General features: G+C 65.3%; 20 protein-coding genes. 8 read left to right on the top strand and 12 right to left on the bottom strand.

The window, feature by feature from the left end; all coding sequences use genetic code 11:
• The first annotated feature begins 41 nt into the window (after positions 1-41).
• Positions 42-377 (top strand): winged helix-turn-helix transcriptional regulator, encoded by a 336-nt coding sequence (locus ACTUWL_RS10765; RefSeq protein WP_021078496.1) that lies wholly within the window; start codon positions 42-44, stop codon positions 375-377.
• On the opposite strand, the gene ACTUWL_RS10770 is transcribed toward ACTUWL_RS10765, so the two are convergent.
• The 3 genes from ACTUWL_RS10770 to hemH all read right to left on the bottom strand — a co-directional run bounded on the left by ACTUWL_RS10770 (position 374) and on the right by hemH (position 3,073).
• A complete protein-coding gene (locus ACTUWL_RS10770; protein ID WP_021078497.1) occupies positions 374-820 on the bottom strand; it encodes an NfeD family protein in 447 nt (148 codons plus the stop codon). The two genes, ACTUWL_RS10765 and ACTUWL_RS10770, sit on opposite strands and share 4 nt — an antisense overlap.
• A 41-nt stretch (positions 821-861) precedes the next feature.
• Entirely contained in the window at positions 862-1,863 is a 1,002-nt protein-coding gene (locus ACTUWL_RS10775) for an SPFH domain-containing protein (RefSeq protein WP_021078498.1), read from the bottom strand.
• Between the two features lie 172 nt (positions 1,864-2,035).
• Positions 2,036-3,073, bottom strand: a complete 1,038-nt coding sequence (gene hemH, locus ACTUWL_RS10780) for a ferrochelatase (RefSeq protein WP_021078499.1) — start codon at positions 3,071-3,073, stop codon at positions 2,036-2,038.
• A 113-nt stretch (positions 3,074-3,186) separates the two neighbouring features.
• Here hemH and ACTUWL_RS10785 point away from each other — a divergent pair, with 113 nt between their 5' ends.
• On the top strand, positions 3,187-3,585 hold the full coding sequence (locus ACTUWL_RS10785) for an MAPEG family protein (protein ID WP_021078500.1): 399 nt from the start codon (positions 3,187-3,189) through the stop codon (positions 3,583-3,585).
• Positions 3,586-3,875: 290 nt separating this feature from the next.
• Here the strand turns inward: ACTUWL_RS10785 and ACTUWL_RS10790 are convergent, their stop codons facing one another.
• From ACTUWL_RS10790 to ACTUWL_RS10800, 3 genes are read right to left on the bottom strand one after another with little or no spacing between them, the layout of a single operon-like run.
• The gene (locus ACTUWL_RS10790) at positions 3,876-5,000 is read right to left on the bottom strand and encodes a nickel/cobalt transporter (RefSeq protein WP_021078502.1); all 1,125 of its coding nucleotides are present in this window, start codon (positions 4,998-5,000) and stop codon (positions 3,876-3,878) included.
• On the bottom strand, positions 4,997-5,641 hold the full coding sequence (locus ACTUWL_RS10795; protein WP_035651058.1) for a DUF1007 family protein: 645 nt from the start codon (positions 5,639-5,641) through the stop codon (positions 4,997-4,999). Before ACTUWL_RS10795 ends, ACTUWL_RS10790 begins: the two co-directional genes overlap by 4 nt.
• An 8-nt stretch (positions 5,642-5,649) precedes the next feature.
• Entirely contained in the window at positions 5,650-7,725 is a 2,076-nt protein-coding gene (locus ACTUWL_RS10800; protein ID WP_021078504.1) for a M3 family metallopeptidase, read from the bottom strand.
• 130 nt (positions 7,726-7,855) lie between these two features.
• Between ACTUWL_RS10800 and ACTUWL_RS10805 the strand changes: the two genes are divergently transcribed.
• The 6 genes from ACTUWL_RS10805 (at position 7,856) to ACTUWL_RS10830 (ending at position 12,838) form a co-directional block, all read left to right on the top strand.
• On the top strand, positions 7,856-8,116 hold the full coding sequence (locus ACTUWL_RS10805; protein WP_021078505.1) for a hypothetical protein: 261 nt from the start codon (positions 7,856-7,858) through the stop codon (positions 8,114-8,116).
• Between the two features lie 675 nt (positions 8,117-8,791).
• Positions 8,792-9,934, top strand: a complete 1,143-nt coding sequence (locus ACTUWL_RS10810) for a type III PLP-dependent enzyme (protein ID WP_021078506.1) — start codon at positions 8,792-8,794, stop codon at positions 9,932-9,934.
• 130 nt (positions 9,935-10,064) lie between these two features.
• Positions 10,065-10,688, top strand: coding sequence for a GNAT family N-acetyltransferase (locus tag ACTUWL_RS10815; RefSeq protein WP_021078507.1), 624 nt, complete (start codon positions 10,065-10,067; stop codon positions 10,686-10,688).
• 10 nt (positions 10,689-10,698) lie between these two features.
• The gene (locus ACTUWL_RS10820) at positions 10,699-10,866 is read left to right on the top strand and encodes a hypothetical protein (RefSeq protein WP_021078508.1); all 168 of its coding nucleotides are present in this window, start codon (positions 10,699-10,701) and stop codon (positions 10,864-10,866) included.
• Positions 10,867-10,965: 99 nt separating this feature from the next.
• Positions 10,966-11,355, top strand: coding sequence for a RidA family protein (locus tag ACTUWL_RS10825; RefSeq protein ID WP_021078509.1), 390 nt, complete (start codon positions 10,966-10,968; stop codon positions 11,353-11,355).
• A gap of 40 nt (positions 11,356-11,395) precedes the next feature.
• Positions 11,396-12,838 (top strand): homospermidine synthase, encoded by a 1,443-nt coding sequence (locus tag ACTUWL_RS10830; protein ID WP_021078510.1) that lies wholly within the window; start codon positions 11,396-11,398, stop codon positions 12,836-12,838.
• A 66-nt stretch (positions 12,839-12,904) separates the two neighbouring features.
• Here ACTUWL_RS10830 and ACTUWL_RS10835 read toward each other — a convergent pair whose 3' ends face one another.
• From ACTUWL_RS10835 to ACTUWL_RS10860, 6 genes are all read right to left on the bottom strand, one after another.
• Positions 12,905-13,645: an acetoacetate decarboxylase gene (locus ACTUWL_RS10835; protein ID WP_021078511.1), complete on the bottom strand. Its 741-nt coding sequence runs from the start codon at positions 13,643-13,645 to the stop codon at positions 12,905-12,907.
• A gap of 118 nt (positions 13,646-13,763) precedes the next feature.
• Complete coding sequence (locus ACTUWL_RS10840) at positions 13,764-14,090, bottom strand: hypothetical protein (protein ID WP_035651025.1); 327 nt, start codon at positions 14,088-14,090, stop codon at positions 13,764-13,766.
• An 81-nt stretch (positions 14,091-14,171) separates the two neighbouring features.
• Positions 14,172-14,888: an MgtC/SapB family protein gene (locus ACTUWL_RS10845; protein WP_021078513.1), complete on the bottom strand. Its 717-nt coding sequence runs from the start codon at positions 14,886-14,888 to the stop codon at positions 14,172-14,174.
• Positions 14,889-14,975: 87 nt separating this feature from the next.
• Positions 14,976-15,995 carry a WD40 repeat domain-containing protein gene (locus tag ACTUWL_RS10850; protein ID WP_021078514.1) on the bottom strand — a complete coding sequence of 340 codons (1,020 nt, stop codon included), beginning with the start codon at positions 15,993-15,995 and terminating at the stop codon, positions 14,976-14,978.
• Entirely contained in the window at positions 15,995-17,053 is a 1,059-nt protein-coding gene (locus ACTUWL_RS10855; RefSeq protein ID WP_021078515.1) for a CobW family GTP-binding protein, read from the bottom strand. The genes ACTUWL_RS10850 and ACTUWL_RS10855 overlap by 1 nt, the downstream gene beginning before the upstream one ends.
• Positions 17,054-17,107: 54 nt before the next feature.
• Positions 17,108-17,980 (bottom strand): metal ABC transporter substrate-binding protein, encoded by an 873-nt coding sequence (locus ACTUWL_RS10860; RefSeq protein WP_021078516.1) that lies wholly within the window; start codon positions 17,978-17,980, stop codon positions 17,108-17,110.
• Position 17,981: the final 1 nt, after the last annotated feature.

Raw genomic sequence — 17,981 nt, forward strand, 5'->3', positions numbered from 1 at the left:
TCTGTAGCGGTGTGCAAGAGAGATTCGAGCGGGAGCGCGACATGCCGAAGCAGGTTCCGAGCGCAAAACCGAGCGTCCGCGGCTCGCGGTCCGGCCGCCCGATCATGGCGCTGCTCGATCTGTTGGGTCGGCGCTGGACCTTGCGCATCGTCTGGGAGCTGCGCGAGGGCGCGCTGACCTCGCGTGCGCTGCGCACCGCCTGCGACGAGGCCTCGCCGACCATTCTGCAAACGCGATTGACCGAGCTGCGCGAGGCCGGCTTCGTCGAGTTGTCGGAGGAAGGTTACCGTCTCACCGCGCTCGGCTGGGAGCTGTTTGCGACCTTCACACCGCTCAACCGCTTCGCCGAGCGCTGGAGCAGGCAGGCAGGCAGCTAGACCGCGGCCACCGTCAGGCTGGCGCCGTCGGCGCGCACCACCTTCACGCGGCTTCCCGCCGGCGCGTCGGGGCCGGCGACGCGCCAGACCGTGTCGTCGATCCGTACAGTGCCCGATCCGTCGACAATCGGCTTCTCCAGCGTGAACTCGCGGCCGACCAGGGCTTCGTTGCGGCGGTTGAGGAACGGATTGCTCCTGCTCGCCTCGGTCGCTCCCCTGGCAAAATGCCGCCAGGCCGGCACCGCGAGCGCGGCAAACACCGCGAACATCAGGAGTTGGATCTGCCAGGATGGCGTGAACACGAAGGACAGCAGGCCGACCACGAGCGCCGCGAGCCCGAGCCAGAACAGGAACACCCCGGGCGCTGCAAGCTCCAGCGCCATCAGGATGAAGCCGAAGATCAGCCAGTTCCAGGTACCCAATGTCGAAAACATCTCGGCCATGACGTGACCTCTACCATTGTGGACGCGACGCCGTCACGTCCTCACCGCTGCGGCGGCACCGGCGGTGGCGGCGTCGGACCGGCCGGCGGCACCGAGCCGCGGCGCGCGGCCGCCGCAGCCGATGCGGCGCTCTCGCCGAAGGTCGCCTTGGCGATCTCGCCAATACCGGCGAGCGAGCCCAGGATGCTGGTCGCCTCGATCGGCAGCATCAGCACCTTCTGGTTCGGTGAATCGGCCAGTTGCCCGAACGCCTTGATGTACTTGTCGGCGATGAAATAGTTCAGCGCCGCGACGTCGCCCTTGGCAATCGATTCGGAGACCATCTGCGTCGCCTTGGCCTCAGCCTCGGCGGACCGCTCGCGCGCCTCGGCGTCGCGGAAGGCGGCCTCCTTGCGGCCTTCCGCCTGCAGGATCTGGCCCTGCTTTGCACCCTCGGCGCGCAGAATCTCCGACTGCCGCTGCCCCTCCGCCTGCAGGATGTCGGCGCGCTTGACGCGCTCGGCCTTCATCTGCCGGCCCATCGCCTCGACCAGGTCGGCCGGCGGCACGATGTCCTTGATCTCGATGCGGTTGACCTTGACGCCCCAGGGCGACACCGCGGCGTCGACCACGCGCAGCAGCCGCTCGTTGATCTCGTCGCGATGCGACAGCACCTGGTCGAGATCCATCGAGCCCATCACCGAGCGGATGTTGGTCATGGTCAGGACCGTGATCGCCTGGTTGAGATTGGCGACCTCGTAGCTCGCCTTCGCGGCGTCGAACACCTGGTAGAACGCGACGCCGTCCACCGTCACGGTGGCGTTGTCCTTGGTGATCACCTCCTGCTCGGGGATGTTGATCACCTGCTCCATCATGTTGATCTTGCGCCCGATGCGATCGAAATAGGGCACGATCAGGTTGAGGCCGGGCGACAGCGTGCGGGTGTATTTGCCGAACCGCTCAATGGTCCAGTCATAGCCCTGCGGAACGGTTTTGATCCCGGCGAACAGCGTGACGATGACGAGAAGAACAAACGCGATCGCGAAAATGTCGAAGCCAGTCATGAAGTCCTCCAGGCACGGTCGTGCATTGGTCGGCAGGACCGCTTCGCCGGTTCAGCCGGCTGTTGTTCTCCCTAGCACATAGGAGGCGGTCGTGCGGGCCACCAGATGCACGAAGGCTGAACGAACCGCGATGTCGGTTGTCACGGATCGTTAACAAAGCGCTTCAGCCTTGCTAGATCCAGCCCTGAAGCTCGCGCAACACCAGCTGGCGGATCACGTCCATGCCGCCGACGCTGTCGTTGAGACAGGGGATCGCCGCGAACTGCTCGCCGCCATGATGCCGGAAGATCTCGGCATTCTCCTGGGCGATCTCCTCCAGCGTCTCCAGGCAGTCGGCGGAGAAGCCGGGCGTCACCACGGCAATACGTCGCACGCCGTCCTTCGCCAGCTTCTCGACGGTCTTGTCGGTATAGGGCTGCAGCCACTCGGCATTGCCGAAACGCGACTGGAAGGTGAGGATCAGCCTCGAGGCATCGAGCCCGAGCCGCTTGCGCAGCGCGTTGGTCGTGGCAATGCACTGCGCCTGGTAGGGATCGCCCTTGTCGACATAGTCCTTCGGCATGCCGTGGAACGAGGCGAGGATGACCTCCGGCTGGAACGGCAACGTCGCAAGATGGTCGTTGATCGAGACCGCCAGCGCCTCGATGTAATCGGGGTCGTCGTAATAAGGCGGCGTCACCCGCAAGATCGGCTGCGCGCGCATGCCGGCCAGCACGCGAAACACCTCGTCGCAGACGGTCGCCGACGTCGCCGCGGAATATTGCGGATAGAGCGGCACCACCAGCAGCCGGCCGCAGCCCTGCGCCGCCAGCGCCTCGATCCGTTCCTTGATCGACGGATTGCCGTAGCGCATCGCCCAGTCGACCACGACGTGGTCGTGATCGGCGATCGCCTCCGCCAGCTTGTCGGCCTGCGAGCGCGTGATGGTCTTCAGCGGCGACTCGTTCTTCTCGGTGTTCCAGATCTTCAGATAGTCGCGCGCCTTGCGGGCCGGACGGACGCGCAGGATGATGCCGTTGAGGATCAGCTTCCAGACCAGGCCCTGATTCTCGATCACCCGCGGATCGGACAGGAATTCCTTCAAGTAGACCCGCACGCCCGCGGCGTCGGCGGTATCCGGCGTGCCGAGATTGACCAGCAGCACGCCGACCCGCTCCGGCTTCGGCGCCGCGGCAGGCTTCGCACTCTCGAAGGGAATTACCGTGCTCATGATGGCCTTGCGCCTAAAATCCTTCGCTTGGGGCTTTGGGCTTCGCGCGTTGCTCCAACCTTGTCAAGCAGAGCGCGAGTTGGCTACCTTCCGCCCCGTGAATGGGGGGAACCATGACGATCGCCGAATGGTGCGTCTTCGGGACGCTGATGCTTTCGCTCCTGACGATCGTATCGGTGAAATGGATCAGCTTTCGCAGCTTCGACAATTCCAGGCCGCGCGATCCCGATTTCTACGACGACCCGATCCGCTCGCGGGCGCTCGGCGCCCACCAGAACGGCATCGAGACCTTCCCGTTCTTCGCCTTCGCCGTGTTGCTCGCCGAATACCGCGTCGGCCCGCTGCGGCTGATCGACGAACTCGCGGTGCTGTTCCTGATCGTGCGGATCGCCTACGTCTTCACCTATATCGGCAACCGCCCGACGCTGCGCTCGATCCTCTGGAGCATCGGTTTCGCGATCAACATCGCGATCTTCTTCCTGCCGGCGATCAGGGGATATCTGACGAGCTGAGTTGCCTCTCTCCCCGCCTCCGTTCCTAGTGAGGTGAGTGCGCCGGTCAGGCTCCTTCTCCCCCTGCGGAAGAGGGTGGGGAGAGGGGTGGCCCCGGGCGAGATGTACGAGGGCGAGCAAAGCTCCATCAGCCAACATCTCGCACGCCGCCTGGTAAGCGCTCGCACCCAACAAGCAGTGGAGCAAGCGGCACCCCTATCCCTAACCCTCTCCCGCAAAGGGAGAGGGAACCCTCGCAGCGATGCGCCCCTCACTCAGGAGACCTCTCCCCGCAAGCAGGCGAGGTGACCTCACAAGCACGTCGCCCGTTCGGCCGCGACATAGCCGAACAGCAGCCCGAGTCCGAACAGCAGCACCAGACCGGCGGCAGCGAATTCCAGGCCGCGCATGATCAGCATGCCGCCGCCGTCGCGCACCGCGCTCAGCCGCTCGGCCATGCCGCGCGCCGACACCGCAACCAGCGCGATCGCGGCGACCGTAATGGCGGTGCCGAACCCCATCGCGAAGGTCGCGGCAATGCCAGCCCAGAACAGGCCCTGCGCCAGCGCGAACACCAGCACCAGGATCGCGCCCGAGCACGGCCGGATTCCGACCGTCAGGATCGCGCTCAGACCACGCCGCCAGCCGCCCGGGCCTGCGAGCTCGGCCGGCGTCGGCCCGTGCGAATGGCCGCAATGCTCGTCATGGACGTGTTCCGCGTCATGATCGTGGTCGTGGCCATGATGCTCGTGGTGGTGATGGCCGTGATCGTCATGCGCGTGACGATGGTGATCATGGCCATGGTCCCGGTGCACGTGATCGTGATGGTCATGGTCATGCTGATGCGTGCCGGCCAACGCCAGCGCCGGACGCGGCAGCTGGAGCGCCCGGAAAAAACCGCCGCCCTTGACCCAGACCAGCCGGGCACCGAACGCTGCGATCAGCGCGTAGCTGGCGATTTCGATCGCCTTCTCCGCCCCGCACATCGTCCTCGCCGTCGCATTGAGCAGCCAGGCGCAGACGCCGACGATGGCGACCGCGACCAGCGACTGCATCAGCGCCGAGGCGAACGACAGCACGACGCCGCGCCGGGCCGTCTCGCGGTTGGCGACCATGTAGGACGAGATCACCGCCTTGCCGTGGCCGGGACCGGCGGCATGGAAGATCCCGTAGGCAAACGAGATCGCAAGCAGCGTCCAGACCGCCGAGCCATCGGACTTCGCGGCGCGGATGGTCTGCGAGATCTCGCGGTAGAACTCCGACTGCTTGGCCAATAGCCAGCCGACGATCCCGCCCTGCGGCTCCGCCGCGCGCGGCGCACCGAACGGATTCTGCGCCAGCAGCGCATGAACCGTGCCGTCGAGCAGCGCGAACCCGGTCAGCACGGCGGCCGAAAGCGCAAGACCGCGCATCGCACGAGAGACGTTCTGCGTCATGGGCACTCCACCGTGATCTTGTTGGCGAACATCATGCCGAAATTGCCGTTGCTGCCGTCGAGGAAGTTCTGCTCGCCGAGCTTCTGCGCGGCGGCGGTGCCGTCACTGTTCGGCCGCTCGAACTGCATCTTGCAGTCGGCGGCGGCACCGACCAGCTTGACCGGATCCTTATCGGCGAACTGGAAATCGATGAAATAGGTCGGGTCGAACACTTCGAGCGAGAGCTTGCTGGCCTTGAACGGCGTCTTCACCGGCAGGGTGAAGTGCAGCGTCAGCGCCGAGTCCTTGTACTCGAGGAAATAGTCGACCGGCTCGGTGAACTTCTGCTTCTTGCCGTCGCCCTTGGCGAAGGTGAAGTAGGCGTATTCCTTCAGCGACTCGACATTGGTCTGGGCCAGCGGCGCCAGCTCCTCGCGGCTGTAGGCACCCTTCACCTTGGTCTCGATGCCCTGCAGCGCATAGGTCGAGAACATGTCGTCGAAGGTCCAGGCGTGGCGGACGCCGGTGATGGTGCCGTCGGGCGCGTAGATCACTTCGCTTTTGGCGGTGATCCAGACATGCGGATGGGCCTCGGCCGCCGCCGTGCCGAGCACGACGGTGACCGCGAGCACGAGCCAGGCGATCGGCCGGCTGAGGGACAGCCTCACCTTCAGGCCGCCTCTGGCGTCTCGAGCAGGCCGCGCCGGCGCAGCAGGGCATCCGGCTCCGGTTCGCGGCCGCGGAAGGCGACATAGGCCTCCTCCGGATCGCGTGAGCCGCCCGACGAGTAGATGTCGTCATGCAGCCGCTTGGCGGTCGCCGGATCGAAGATGTCGCCGGCCTCCTCGAAGGCGCCGAAGGCGTCGGCGTCCATCACCTCCGACCACATGTAGCTGTAATAGCCGGAGGCATAATGGTCGCCGGAGAAGATGTGACCGAACTGGGTCGGCCGGTGGCGCAGCGAGATTTCCGCGGGCATGCCGATCTTCTCCAGCTCCTTCTGTTCGAAGGCGCGGACGTCCCGGCTCGCCGCCGCCGGCTGGGTGTGGAATTCGAGGTCGACCAGCGCCGAGGAGACGAACTCGACGGTGGCAAAGCCCTGGTTGAACTTGCGCGCGGCGAGGAAGCGCTTGAGCAAATCGTCCGGTAGCGCCTCCCCGGTCTGGTAGTGGCGGGCGAAGCGCTGCAACACCTCGGGCCGTTCCTGCCAGTGCTCGTAGAGCTGCGAGGGCAACTCGACGAAGTCGGTGAACACGGACGTGCCCGACAGTGACGGGTAGGTCACGTTGGAGAGCATGCCGTGCAGGCCGTGGCCGAACTCGTGGAACAGGGTCCGCGCATCGTCCGGCGACAGCAGCGACGGCGCGCCGTCGGCGCCCTTGGCGAAGTTGCAGACATTGATGACCAGCGGCGCGACGTCGCCGTCGAGCTTCTGCTGGTCGCGCAGCGAGGTCATCCAGGCGCCGGAGCGCTTCGAAGGCCGCGCGAAGTAGTCGCCATAGAACAGCGCCTTGTGCTGGCCATCGCGGCCCTTGACCTCCCAGACCCGGACGTCCGGGTGCCAGACCGGGATGTCCTTGCGCTCCGCGAAGGTGACGCCGAACAGGCGGGTGGCGCAGTCGAAGGCGGCCTCGATCATGTGGTCGAGCACCAGATAGGGCTTGATCGCGGAATCGTCGAAATTGGCGCGCCGCTGGCGCAGCTTCTCGGCGTAGTAGCGCCAGTCCCAGGCCGCCAAGGTGAAATTACCGCCCTCCTCCGTGATCAGCGCCTGCAACGCGTCGCGGTCGGCGAGCGCCCGCGCCCGCGCCGGCTTCCAGACCCGCTCCAGCAGACCGCGCACGGCCTCCGGCGTCTTGGCCATGGAATCCTCGAGGCGGTAGGCGGCGTAGGTCGGGAAGCCCAGGATCTTCGCAGTCTCCTCGCGGAGCCTGAGGATCTCCACGATGGTCGCGTTGTTGTCGTTGGCGTTGCCATTGTCGCCGCGGGCGGTGAAGGCCTTGTAGACCTTCTCGCGCAGGTCGCGCCGCTGCGAGCTCTGCAGGAACGGCTCGACCGAGGAGCGCGACAGCGTCACGATCGCCTTGCCGGCCATACCGCGCTCTTCCGCCGCAGCCTTGGCAGCCGCCACGAATGTGTCGGAGAGGCCGGCGCGGTCGCCCTCGCCGAGTTCCATGAACCATTGCTGCTCGTCGCCGAGCAGATGGTGGCTGAACGAGGTGCCGAGATGGGCGAGCCGCTCGTTGATCTCGGCCATCCGTACTTTTGCGGCCTCGTCGAGCCCGGCGCCGGAGCGGTGGAAGCGGGTATAGGTACGCTCCAAGAGCCGCATCTGCTCGCCGGTGAGGCCGAGCGAGGCGCGCTTCTCGTGCAGCATGGCGATGCGGCCAAACAGCACAGCGTTCATCATGATCGGATTCCAGTGCCGCGCCATCCGCGGCGACACTTCCTTGTCGATCTCCAGGATCGCCGGGTTGGAATGCGCCGACACCAGGTCGTAGAACACGGCCGAAACCTTCGACAGCAGCTTGCCGGAACGCTCCAGCGCCGTGATCGTATTGTCGAAGTCGGGCAGCGCCGGATCATGGGTGATCGCAGCCACTTCCGCCGAATGATCGGCGAAGGCCTGCTCGAAGGCGGGCAGGAAATGCTCCGGCTTGATCTCGGCGAAGGGCGGTGTCTCGAGCGGCGTCTGCCACGCCTTCAGGAGGGGGTTGGCAATAGCCTCTGCGCTGGTTTCTGACATCGAATGTCCCGTTTTTCGCCTTGAAAATGCGGCCCAATCTATATCACGCGATACGGCATTTTTGGGCCTTTTGCGCTTGATAGATGGGCTCTTTTCGGAGAGATTGCGCCCCCTGAACAGGACCTATTTCATGACCATGCAGCCCTCCGCCTCAGGCAACAGCCGGATCTACTGGCCGAGCGTCATCACGGTGATCTCGGCGGCGATCCTGATCGGCGCGGAAGTATTCGGCGCGGCGTTCGCCGGCGGCTGGGCGCTCGCGATCCTGTTTGGACTCAACGACACCGGCGCGCACATCCTGCAGGCCGTGCTGTTCGGCCTCGGCGTCCTGATCATGATCGCCTTCATCCGCGGCGCGCAGCGCATCGAGCCGTTCACGCGTCGCGCGTGAGTTCGTGCGATTCAAGAAAGCGCTGCGGCACAGGGCTAAAACGCACACGCTTCGTTAGCCATTCTTAACGGCCGTTCATCTTCAGCGACTGCTCGACGCGCCATCGCAAGCGCGCGTTAGGGAAATTTGTCGCTATCGCAAAAAAATTCTTGCGAAGCGAATTCAAAAGACTTATTTCCTGCCTTGCCCAATTTCGCACGTGCCTGTGGTCGTGTGTCAGTCGGTAGGTATCCGGACAAGAGGCCGGACAGCCGCCAAGGGGTGGAAGAACCGAGGGTCGCTTACGTCCATTTGGACAGTCCATCTGGACACGAGGCGGCCAGCATCTCTCTCCAGGGATGCCTTGTTGAAGGTCTCGCCACTCTTTGCAACCGTGACTGGCAGCCGGAGGCGAACCGGCGCACCCCGCTCTCCACGGGGGACGCGACTTAAAGCAACGACGGATCGGGCTTTTTTGGTCTCTACCGGCAGTCCAACGCCGGCGCGGGCTACTGAAAAGGCTTGTCCTTCATTGCCAGGTGAGCGGGCGGGAAACTCTCCCAACCAATCCACGGCAGCACAGTCTGGTTTGAGTCTTTTGGCCTCGACGCGCCTCCATCGCGCGATGTGGCCGGAGCGCTCTCACCCGACGTCACGTTGATGCGGATCCCGTCGCTGGGGCCGCTGGAGAGTGCCATGACTGAACGTATCCAGGAATTCCTGCGCAACCGCCGCCAGGATGGTCTCGACACCGAGCCGTGCCTCGTCGTCGACCTCGAAGTCGTGCGCGACAACTACCAGACCTTTGCCAAGGCGCTGCCGGACAGCCGCGTGTTCTACGCGGTGAAGGCCAACCCTGCGCCCGAAGTGCTGTCGCTGCTGGCTTCGCTCGGCTCCTGCTTCGACACCGCGACCGTCGCGGAGATCGAGATGGCGCTGGCTGCCGGTGCGACGCCGGACCGCATCTCCTATGGCAACACGATCAAGAAGGAGCGCGACATCGCGCGCGCCTTCGCGCTCGGCATTCGCCTGTTCGCAGTCGATTGCGCCGCCGAGGTCGAGAAGGTCGCCCGCGCCGCTCCCGGCGCCAAGGTGTTCTGCCGCATCCTCTATGACTGCGCCGGCGCCGAGTGGCCGCTGTCGCGCAAGTTCGGCTGCGATCCCGAGATGGCGGTCGAGGTGCTCGACCTCGCCAAGCGCCTTGGGCTGGAGCCGTGCGGTATCTCGTTCCATGTCGGCTCGCAGCAGCGCAAGGTGAAGGCGTGGGACCGCGCGCTCGCGATGGCCTCGACCGTGTTCCGTGACTGCGCCGAGCGCGGCATCAACCTCACCATGGTCAACATGGGCGGCGGCTTCCCGACCAAGTATCTCAAGGACGTTCCGCCGGTGCTGCAATATGGCCGGTCGATCTTCCGCGCGCTGCGCAAGCATTTCGGCAACCAGATCCCGGAGACGATCATCGAGCCGGGCCGCGGCATGGTCGGCAATGCGGGCGTGATCGAGACCGAGGTCGTGCTGATCTCGCGCAAGAGCGACGAGGACGAGGTGCGCTGGGTCTATCTCGACATCGGCAAGTTCGGCGGTCTCGCCGAGACGATGGATGAGTCGATCCGCTACGCGATCCGCACCCCGCATGACGGGGCGGACATGACGCCGTGCGTGCTCGCGGGCCCGACCTGCGATAGCGCCGACGTGCTGTACGAGAAGCTGCCGTATCCGCTTCCGGTGACGCTCGAGATCGGCGACAAGCTGCTGATCGAAGGCACCGGCGCCTATACGTCGACCTACTCGTCGGTGGCGTTCAACGGCATTCCGCCGCTCAAGACCTACCACATCTAAACCGCCTCGAGGTCGAGGCCTGATGAACCGGGAGCCGGCCCCGCCGGCTCCTTACCGATCATTTTTGATTTTTCCGAACGACGCTTGCTGCGGCGTACGCCATGCCGTTGCAAGCGGGGACTGACGTGCCATGACTGCAAAACGGAACACCGCCGCTGCCCTCATCCGAAGAGCCGCCCCGTTCGCGATCCGTGCGGAGCGTGCCTCGGACGTCGTCGCGCGCGAAGCGCTGCTGGATGCCTGCTTTGGCGAGAACCGCCAAGCGCGCACCTGCCAGCGCCTGCGTGACGGACGCGCGCCCGCCCAAGGCCTGAGCCTTGCCGCGGTGCGCCAGGGCGACCGGTTGGTCGGAACCGTGCGGCTGTGGCACGTCAGCGCGGGAGGCCGCAGCGCGCTGATGCTGGGGCCGCTGGCGGTCGACGACGACTGCCGCGGCCTCGGCGTCGGCGCCGCGCTGATGCAGCGCGCGCTGGCTGTGGCGAAGGCCCGCGGCCATGGCGCCGTGATCCTGCTGGGCGATGCGCCCTACTACGCCCGCTTCGGCTTCACCGCCGCCAAGACCGGCGAGCTGTCGCTGCCGGGCGCGTTCGAGCGCGACCGGCTGCTCGGCCTCGAGCTGGTCGAGGGGGCGCTGGACGGCGCCTGGGGCATGATCACGCCGGCCGGCGCACCGCTGTTGCCCAAGAGACCATTGCTCAAGACCAAGGCATCCCGTTCCCGAAAGGCACCGCTCGCCGTGCCGCACGCGGCGTAGGGCGGGCACCATGTCGGAGAGCCTTCCCGCAATCGATGGCGCGCGCCCGCGTTGGCGCGGCCTCGTCACCACGATCATGCTGGTCCTGATCTCGGTCATGATCGTCCGGGACATCCTGATCCGGCGCTGGGCCGGCGCGCCGCCCTCGCCGCCGGACACCACGCAGCAGTCCCGCTAGCCCCAGCCGTCAGGCTTCCAGGTCAGAATCCGAGGGGTTGCGCGGGCGGCAAGAATGCCCGTAAACCCCGCGCACAGCCATTTTCCGTCGAGGTCCAGCATGTCCCGCCGCCTGATTTCCACCGGCTCGCCGTTCGAGAAGACCGCCGGCTACAGCCGAGCCGTGATCGACGGCGATTTCGCTTTTGTCGCAGGAACCACCGGCTACGACTACACCACGATGACCATGCCATCGGATGTCACGAGCCAGTCACGGAACTGCTTCAAGACCATCGAGGCCGCCCTCAAGGAGGGGGGCTTCGCGATGGCCGACATCGTCCGCGCGACCTACTACCTCACCGACGTCAACGACGCGGATGCCCATTTCTTGGTCTGTGGCGAGGTTCTCGGCGACATCCGTCCGGCGGCGACACTGCTGATCGTGGCCGGGCTTCTGAAGCCCGAGATGAAGGTCGAAATCGAAGTCACCGCAAAGCGACGCAATCCCTGATCCACTCTACCCGCCGCTCGGCGCTCTCCTGGAGAAAATGATGAGCCCCTCCTCGCAGATCTACGCGAAAATCACCGGCCCCATTGTCATGATCGGCTTCGGCTCGATCGGCAAAGGCACGTTGCCGATGATCGAGCGGCATCTCGATTACGACAAGTCGCGCATCACCGTGATCGATCCCAAGGACGAGGGCCGCAAGGCGCATTGCGAGAAGCACAACGTAAAATTCATCCAGCAGGCCGTGACCAAGGACAATTATCGCGACTTGCTGAGCCCGCTGCTCACCGAAGGCGGCGGCCAGGGCTTTTGCGTCAATCTCTCGGTCGATACCGGCTCGACCGACATCATGGAGCTCTGCAACGAGCTTGGCGCACTTTATATCGACACCGTCAACGAGCCCTGGCTCGGCTTCTATTTCGATTCGTCGAAGGGTCCTGAAGCGCGCTCCAACTACGCGCTTCGCGAAGTGACGCTGGCCGCCAAGAAGGCACGCCCCGCGGGCTCGACCACGGCCGTGTCCTGCTGCGGCGCCAATCCCGGCATGGTCTCATTCTTCGTCAAGCAGGCGCTGCTCAATGTCGCCGCCGATCTGAAGCTCAATGCCCCCAGGCCAAAGACCAAGGCCGAGTGGGCGGACCTGATGCGGCAGGCGGGTGTCAAGGGCATCCACATCGCCGAGCGCGATACCCAGCGCTCCAAGTCGCCGAAGGAGCCCGATGTTTTCGTCAACACCTGGTCGGTGGAAGGTTTCCTGTCGGAAGGCGTGCAGCCGTCCGAACTCGGCTGGGGCACCCATGAAAAATGGATGCCCGAGAATGCACGGACCCACGAAGCCGGCTGCGGCGCGGCCATCTACCTGATGCAGCCCGGCGCCGACACGCGGGTGCGGACCTGGTGCCCGACCCGCGGCGCGCAATACGGCTTCCTCGTCACCCACAACGAGTCGATCTCGATCTCCGATTACTTCACGGTGCGTGATGCATCAGGCACCGCGATCTACCGGCCGACCTGCCACTACGCCTATCATCCGTGTGACGACGCGGTGCTGTCGCTGCATGAAATGTTCGGCCGCGCCGCCAGGATGCAGGAGAAGCACCACATCCTCGACGAGAACGAAATCGTCGACGGCATCGACGAACTCGGCGTGCTGCTGTTCGGCCACGACAACAACGCCTACTGGTACGGCTCGCAGCTCTCGATCGAAGAAACCCGCAAGCTCGCGCCCTATCAGAACGCCACCGGCCTGCAGGTGACCTCCGCCGTGCTCGGCGGCATGGTGTGGGCGCTGGAGAATCCGAACGAGGGCATCGTCGAAGCCGACGAGATGGATTTCGACCGGTTGCTGGAAATCCAGCTGCCCTATCTCGGCCCGGTGAAGGGCTTTTACACCGACTGGACCCCGCTGACGGATCGCCCGGGACTGTTTCCGGAAGACATCGACACCAGCGATCCCTGGCAGTTCAAGAACATCCTGGTGCGCTGACCCGACCCGATCTCCACTCTCGTCATTCCGGGATGGCCCGAAGGGCCAGGCCCGGAATGACGGCAGCTATTTCGCTATATAGTCGAACGCCACCGAGCCGAGACCGAGCGTAAGATCGGCCTTGTAGTGCAGCGCCGAGACCACCTCGCGCACCGGCAGGCGGGCGACGTCGCACAGCGCGTGAGGAAACAGGCCGAGCGCGGCGGGGCCGGTCCATGCCTCCTTCAAGGTGATGTCCTCGAGATGAAACCGCACCAGCTCGCAGATCCGCGGGCTGCCGTCGACATGCGGGATGATCTTGAGAATAAAGTTCGGCGCCGCCATCGATTTCAGCACGGTGTCGTGGTCGACCTTGCGATGCTTGTAGCCCATGGTGGCGGAGGCGCACAGCACCGAGCCGTAATGCAGCGAGCCGACCAGGACGTCGCTCTCGACCTCGATCCTGGGCTTGGCCAGCTTCTTCGGAAATCCCCACAGCTCGCGGCCGCCGGCGATCGGGCCCTCGTCGTCGAGATACATCGCGTGGGTGTAGGCGCCCAATTCGCCCTTGAAGCGGACCGGGATCACCTGCCCGGTCTCGGTGTAGTCGCCGAAGCCGGTCGAGTCCGGCATGCGGATGAATTCATACTTCACCACGGGCTCGGCAACCTCGAGCGGCTCCGGCACCACGGCCTGGAGCGCTTCCGGATCGGTCTTGTAGGTGATGATGAAATATTCGCGGTCGAAGAACCGGTACGGCCCCGGCGGAAACGACGGGTTGGTGAGCGGCATCGAATAGGCGGTGCGCCGGACGTCCTCGATCTTCATGGATGGCCCCATCTGTCGTTGGCAAGACGACGGATTATGGCGGGCGGGGATGACGGAGGCGAGACAGTATAATCGGCAGCATCAGTCAAATGCGCGTCACATGCGCCGACCGGAGAGCCTATTTCTTCTCGATCGGTGGTGCGGTCTTCTCGGCGGGCGCCGGCGGCAGCACCGGCTTGGCGCCGGCCTTCTGCGCCTCGGCATCGGGACGCGCCGGCTCCGGCGCCGGCGTGGTCGGCCGTTCGCCGCCGGGTCTTGACTCGGCCGGCGGCGCGGTCTTCGGCGGCGCCGGCGATGGCTGTAGCGGCTGGGCTGCCTGCGCCAGCTCTTGCGGCGAAGATGCGTTGATTGCCTGCAGCGACAGCACGGCGACCGCGACGCCTGCCACCACCAGCGTGGAGGCGATCACGACGTCCGCCCGCAACTTGGTTCGATCCGCAGCCATCTCGTTCACCCCGCATCGTGTCAGCGAGGTCAACGATCCGGCCACCGCATGGTTCCTGGGCGCCGCCTGCGTGGAACCGCCTCAATCCGTGGTGCTGATTTCCCAGGTCGCGTGGCGCACGCCGGGCTGATGTTGCATGTCGACCACTACCGCGTTCAGCTCGTTGGGTTCGACCGCGGTCGAGACCAGCTCCGCCACGATCTCGAGGAAGTCGTCGCCGGCCTCGACCACGTTGACATCGGCGACCGGATAGTTCGCGGCCTCGAGCTTCTCCACGACGGCGTCGCGCACATCGGGCAGCACCTCCGCGGTGACCACGACCTTGAAGTAGTAGGTCGCCTCCAGCGCCTTCTCGTTGAGCGGGATACGGTTGATGGCGTTGACCAGCGGACGCAGCAGCGTGTTGCCGGCGATCACGAACACGGTCAGCGCCGCGGCCTGCGCCACCAGGTCGGCGCCGGCGCAGGAGCCGACCGCGGCCGAGGCCCACAGCGTCGCCGCGGTGTTGAGGCCGCGCACGTCCATGCCCTGCTTCATGATGACGCCGGCGCCGAGGAAGCCGATCCCCGACACGACATAGGCGATCACCCGCACCGCGCCGTCGGCGCCCGCCAGATGCATCGCGAGGTCGACGAAGGCGGCCGCGCCGACCGCGACCAGCACGTTGGTGCGCAGGCCCGCGGTGCGCTGCCGGTACTGCCGCTCGGCCCCGATCAGGGTGCCGAGCACAAAGGCCGATGTCAGGCTGATCAGCGTGTCGAGGAAGTCGGCGAGCTGGAATGTCGTGAGGAATCGCATGGCATCTACCGGTTCTTCATTTGATGCGTTTTCTTCACGCGAACCGGTACCCACTTCGCTCGAAAACGCTGCGTATGCAGCGATCTCTTACATTTCCAGAATGCCCGCGTCACCATCTTCCGTGCCGAAGGCGAGCAGCGTGCCTTTGGCATTCCAGCCCAGCGCAGACACCGCCGTGCCGGTATTCCGCCGTACCAGGATCTCGGCGCCGTCCTCGAGCCGGACCATCAGCACGGTGCCATCGGCATAGCCGACCGCCATGATGTCGTTCTTCGGATGGCAGGCGACCACGGCGACCCGCGCCGGCATCGGCGCCAGCATCGCCGGCTCCTTGCCCATCGGCCCGTCCTTGCTGGTGAACGGCCAGACGATCACGGTATCGGCGCCCGAGGTCGCGAGCCCCTTGCCGCCGACGCTCCACGACATCGAGCGCACCCGGCCCGGATAGCCGCTCATCCGCATGTGCCGGTTGTCGGCGAGCCGCCAGCCATGCATGGCGGCCTCGTGCATCGCCGTGACCAGGAACTTGTTATCCGGGCTGAAGGTGACCGCGAGATGCGAGCCGGCCCATTCCAGGAATTCCGGATTGGCGGCCATGTTGGGAAACCACAACGTCACGCCGTTGTAATGCGCGATCGCGAGCCGCAGCCCCTTCGGTGCGAACGCCAGCCCGCCGACGGTCGACGGCACCTCGAACGTTTTTTCCTCGCCCTTGGGATTGCGCACGAAGGCGGTCTTGCCTGCCGACCACGCCACGGTGCCGTCGCTGTGCAGGGCGACATTGTCGATCCAGCGCCGCTTGGCGTCGATCGCGACTGTCGAGATCTCGCCCTTGGCGTCGATCGCGATCAGCTTGCCGTCGTCACCGCCGGTGACCAGCCGCTTGCCGTCGGAGGCCGCGCACAGGATGGCACCGAAATGCGTCTCGGTGCGCGTGATCTCGCCGTCGGCGGTTGCAATCGCAATGCTCTCCTCCGCACCGACGAAGAACGCGCGGTCGCCGAGGAAATGCACCGAGCCGACCGCTGCGCCCAGCGGAAGCGGCTTGACGCGGTCGGTGATCGACACGATGGAAGATTGGGCCTCGCCCGGGTCGAACTCCTTCATCACGTGGTGATGCACTGCTCGAAGCCGTCGCGGATCGCCTGCTCCGGCAGCTCGCGACCGATGAACACGACGCGGCTCTCGCGCTTCTCGCCGTCCTTCCACTTCCGCTGATGATCGCCCTCCAGCATCATGTGGACGCCCTGGAACACGTAGCGGTCGTCATCACCGGTGAAGGCGAGGATGCCCTTCGAGCGCAGGATCTTCTGGCCCTCGGTGGCGACTAGGTTCTGCAGCCATGGCATGAACTTGGTCGGGTCGAGCGGCTTCTCCGAACGCAGCGACAGCGACTGCATGTCCTCGTCGTGATAGTGCTTCAAGCCATGACCGTGATCATGATGGTGGTGATCATGGTCATGGTGATGACCGTGGTCATGATGGTGATGGTCATGGTCGTGATCGTCGCCGGCCTCGAGGAAATCGGGCTCGATCTCCAGGATGCGGTCGAGGTCGAACGCGCCGCGCTCCAGCACGTCGGTCAAGCCAACCTGACAACGTTCGGTACGGTGCAGCTTTGCGTAGGGATTGATGCCGCGGATGCGGGCCTCGACCTCGGCAAGCTCGGGCTTGGAGACCAGGTCGGTCTTGTTCAGCACGATGACATCGGCGAACGCGATCTGGTTCTTGGCTTCCGGCGCATCCTTCAAGCGGTCGCTCAGCCACTTGGCGTCGGCGACCGTGACCACGGCATCGAGCCGGGCGTTCTTCTGCACGTCCTCGTCGACGAAGAAGGTCTGCGCGACCGGCGCCGGATCGGCAAGGCCGGTGGTCTCGACGATGATGGCGTCGAACTTGCCCTTGCGCTTCATCAAGCCGTCCATGATGCGGACGAGGTCGCCGCGCACCGTGCAGCAGACGCAGCCATTGTTCATCTCGAACACTTCCTCATCGGCGCCGATGATGAGGTCATTGTCGATGCCGATCTCGCCGAATTCGTTGACGATGACCGCGTATTTCTTGCCGTGGTTTTCCGACAGGATGCGGTTCAACAGCGTGGTCTTGCCGGCGCCGAGATAGCCCGTCAGCACGGTCACAGGAATTTTTTGCGAAGCTTCAGCCATAACAACTCCGGGAACTTGGGTTCGCGCTCAACCCCGGCAGGGAGGCCCCTGCCCCTACCCGGCGACCGCGCTGGTCAGGGCCTTTATATTGTGCCTGACCATATCAATGTAAGTGGGTGCCTGGCCCTTTTCGCCCGTCAAACTGTCCGAATACAGGGTGCCGCCGACCCGGGCGCCGGTCTCGGCTGCGATCCGCTGGATCAGGCGGGGATCGCTGATATTTTCGAGAAAAACTGCAGGAATTTTCGCAAGCTTGATCTGGGCGACGATGGCGGCGATATCGCGCGCGCTGGGCTCGGAATCCGTGGAGACGCTGAGCGGCGAGAAGAACGTGATCCCGTAAGCGTCGGCGAAATAGCCGAAGGCGTCGTGGGTCGAGATCACCTTGCGACGCACCTCCGGTATTTTCGCCACCGCCTCGTGCACCTCGCGGTCGAGCGCCTCCAGCCTGGCGAGATAAGCGTCGGCATTGGCCTTGAAGACGGCCGCCTTGTCGGGGGCCGCGGCGATCAGTCCGTCGCGGATATTGGCAACGTAGATCTTCGCATTGGCGACGGATTGCCAGGCATGCGGATCGTCATGGCCGCCCAGCTTCCGCGGCATGATCCCCTTGGTGGCCACCGCGATCGGCGCCTTGCTGCCGGAGGCCTGCAGCAGGCGCGGCAGCCAGCCCTCGAAGCCGAGGCCGTTGATGACGAGGAGGCGGGCGTCGGCGACCTTCTTGGCGTCCGCCGGCGTCGGCGCGTAGACATGCGCATCGCCATCGGGCCCGACCAGCGCCACCACGTCGACGTCGTTGCCGCCGACATTGCGCACCATGTCGGCGAGGATCGAGAAACTCGCGACCACGTTGATGCGTTCGGCGGCTTGTGCCGCACCGCTCGCCAGCACCAGCGCCAGGGATATCAAGCCAAGCAAATGCCGCATC

Source organism: Bradyrhizobium sp. WCU1 (assembly GCF_053474805.1).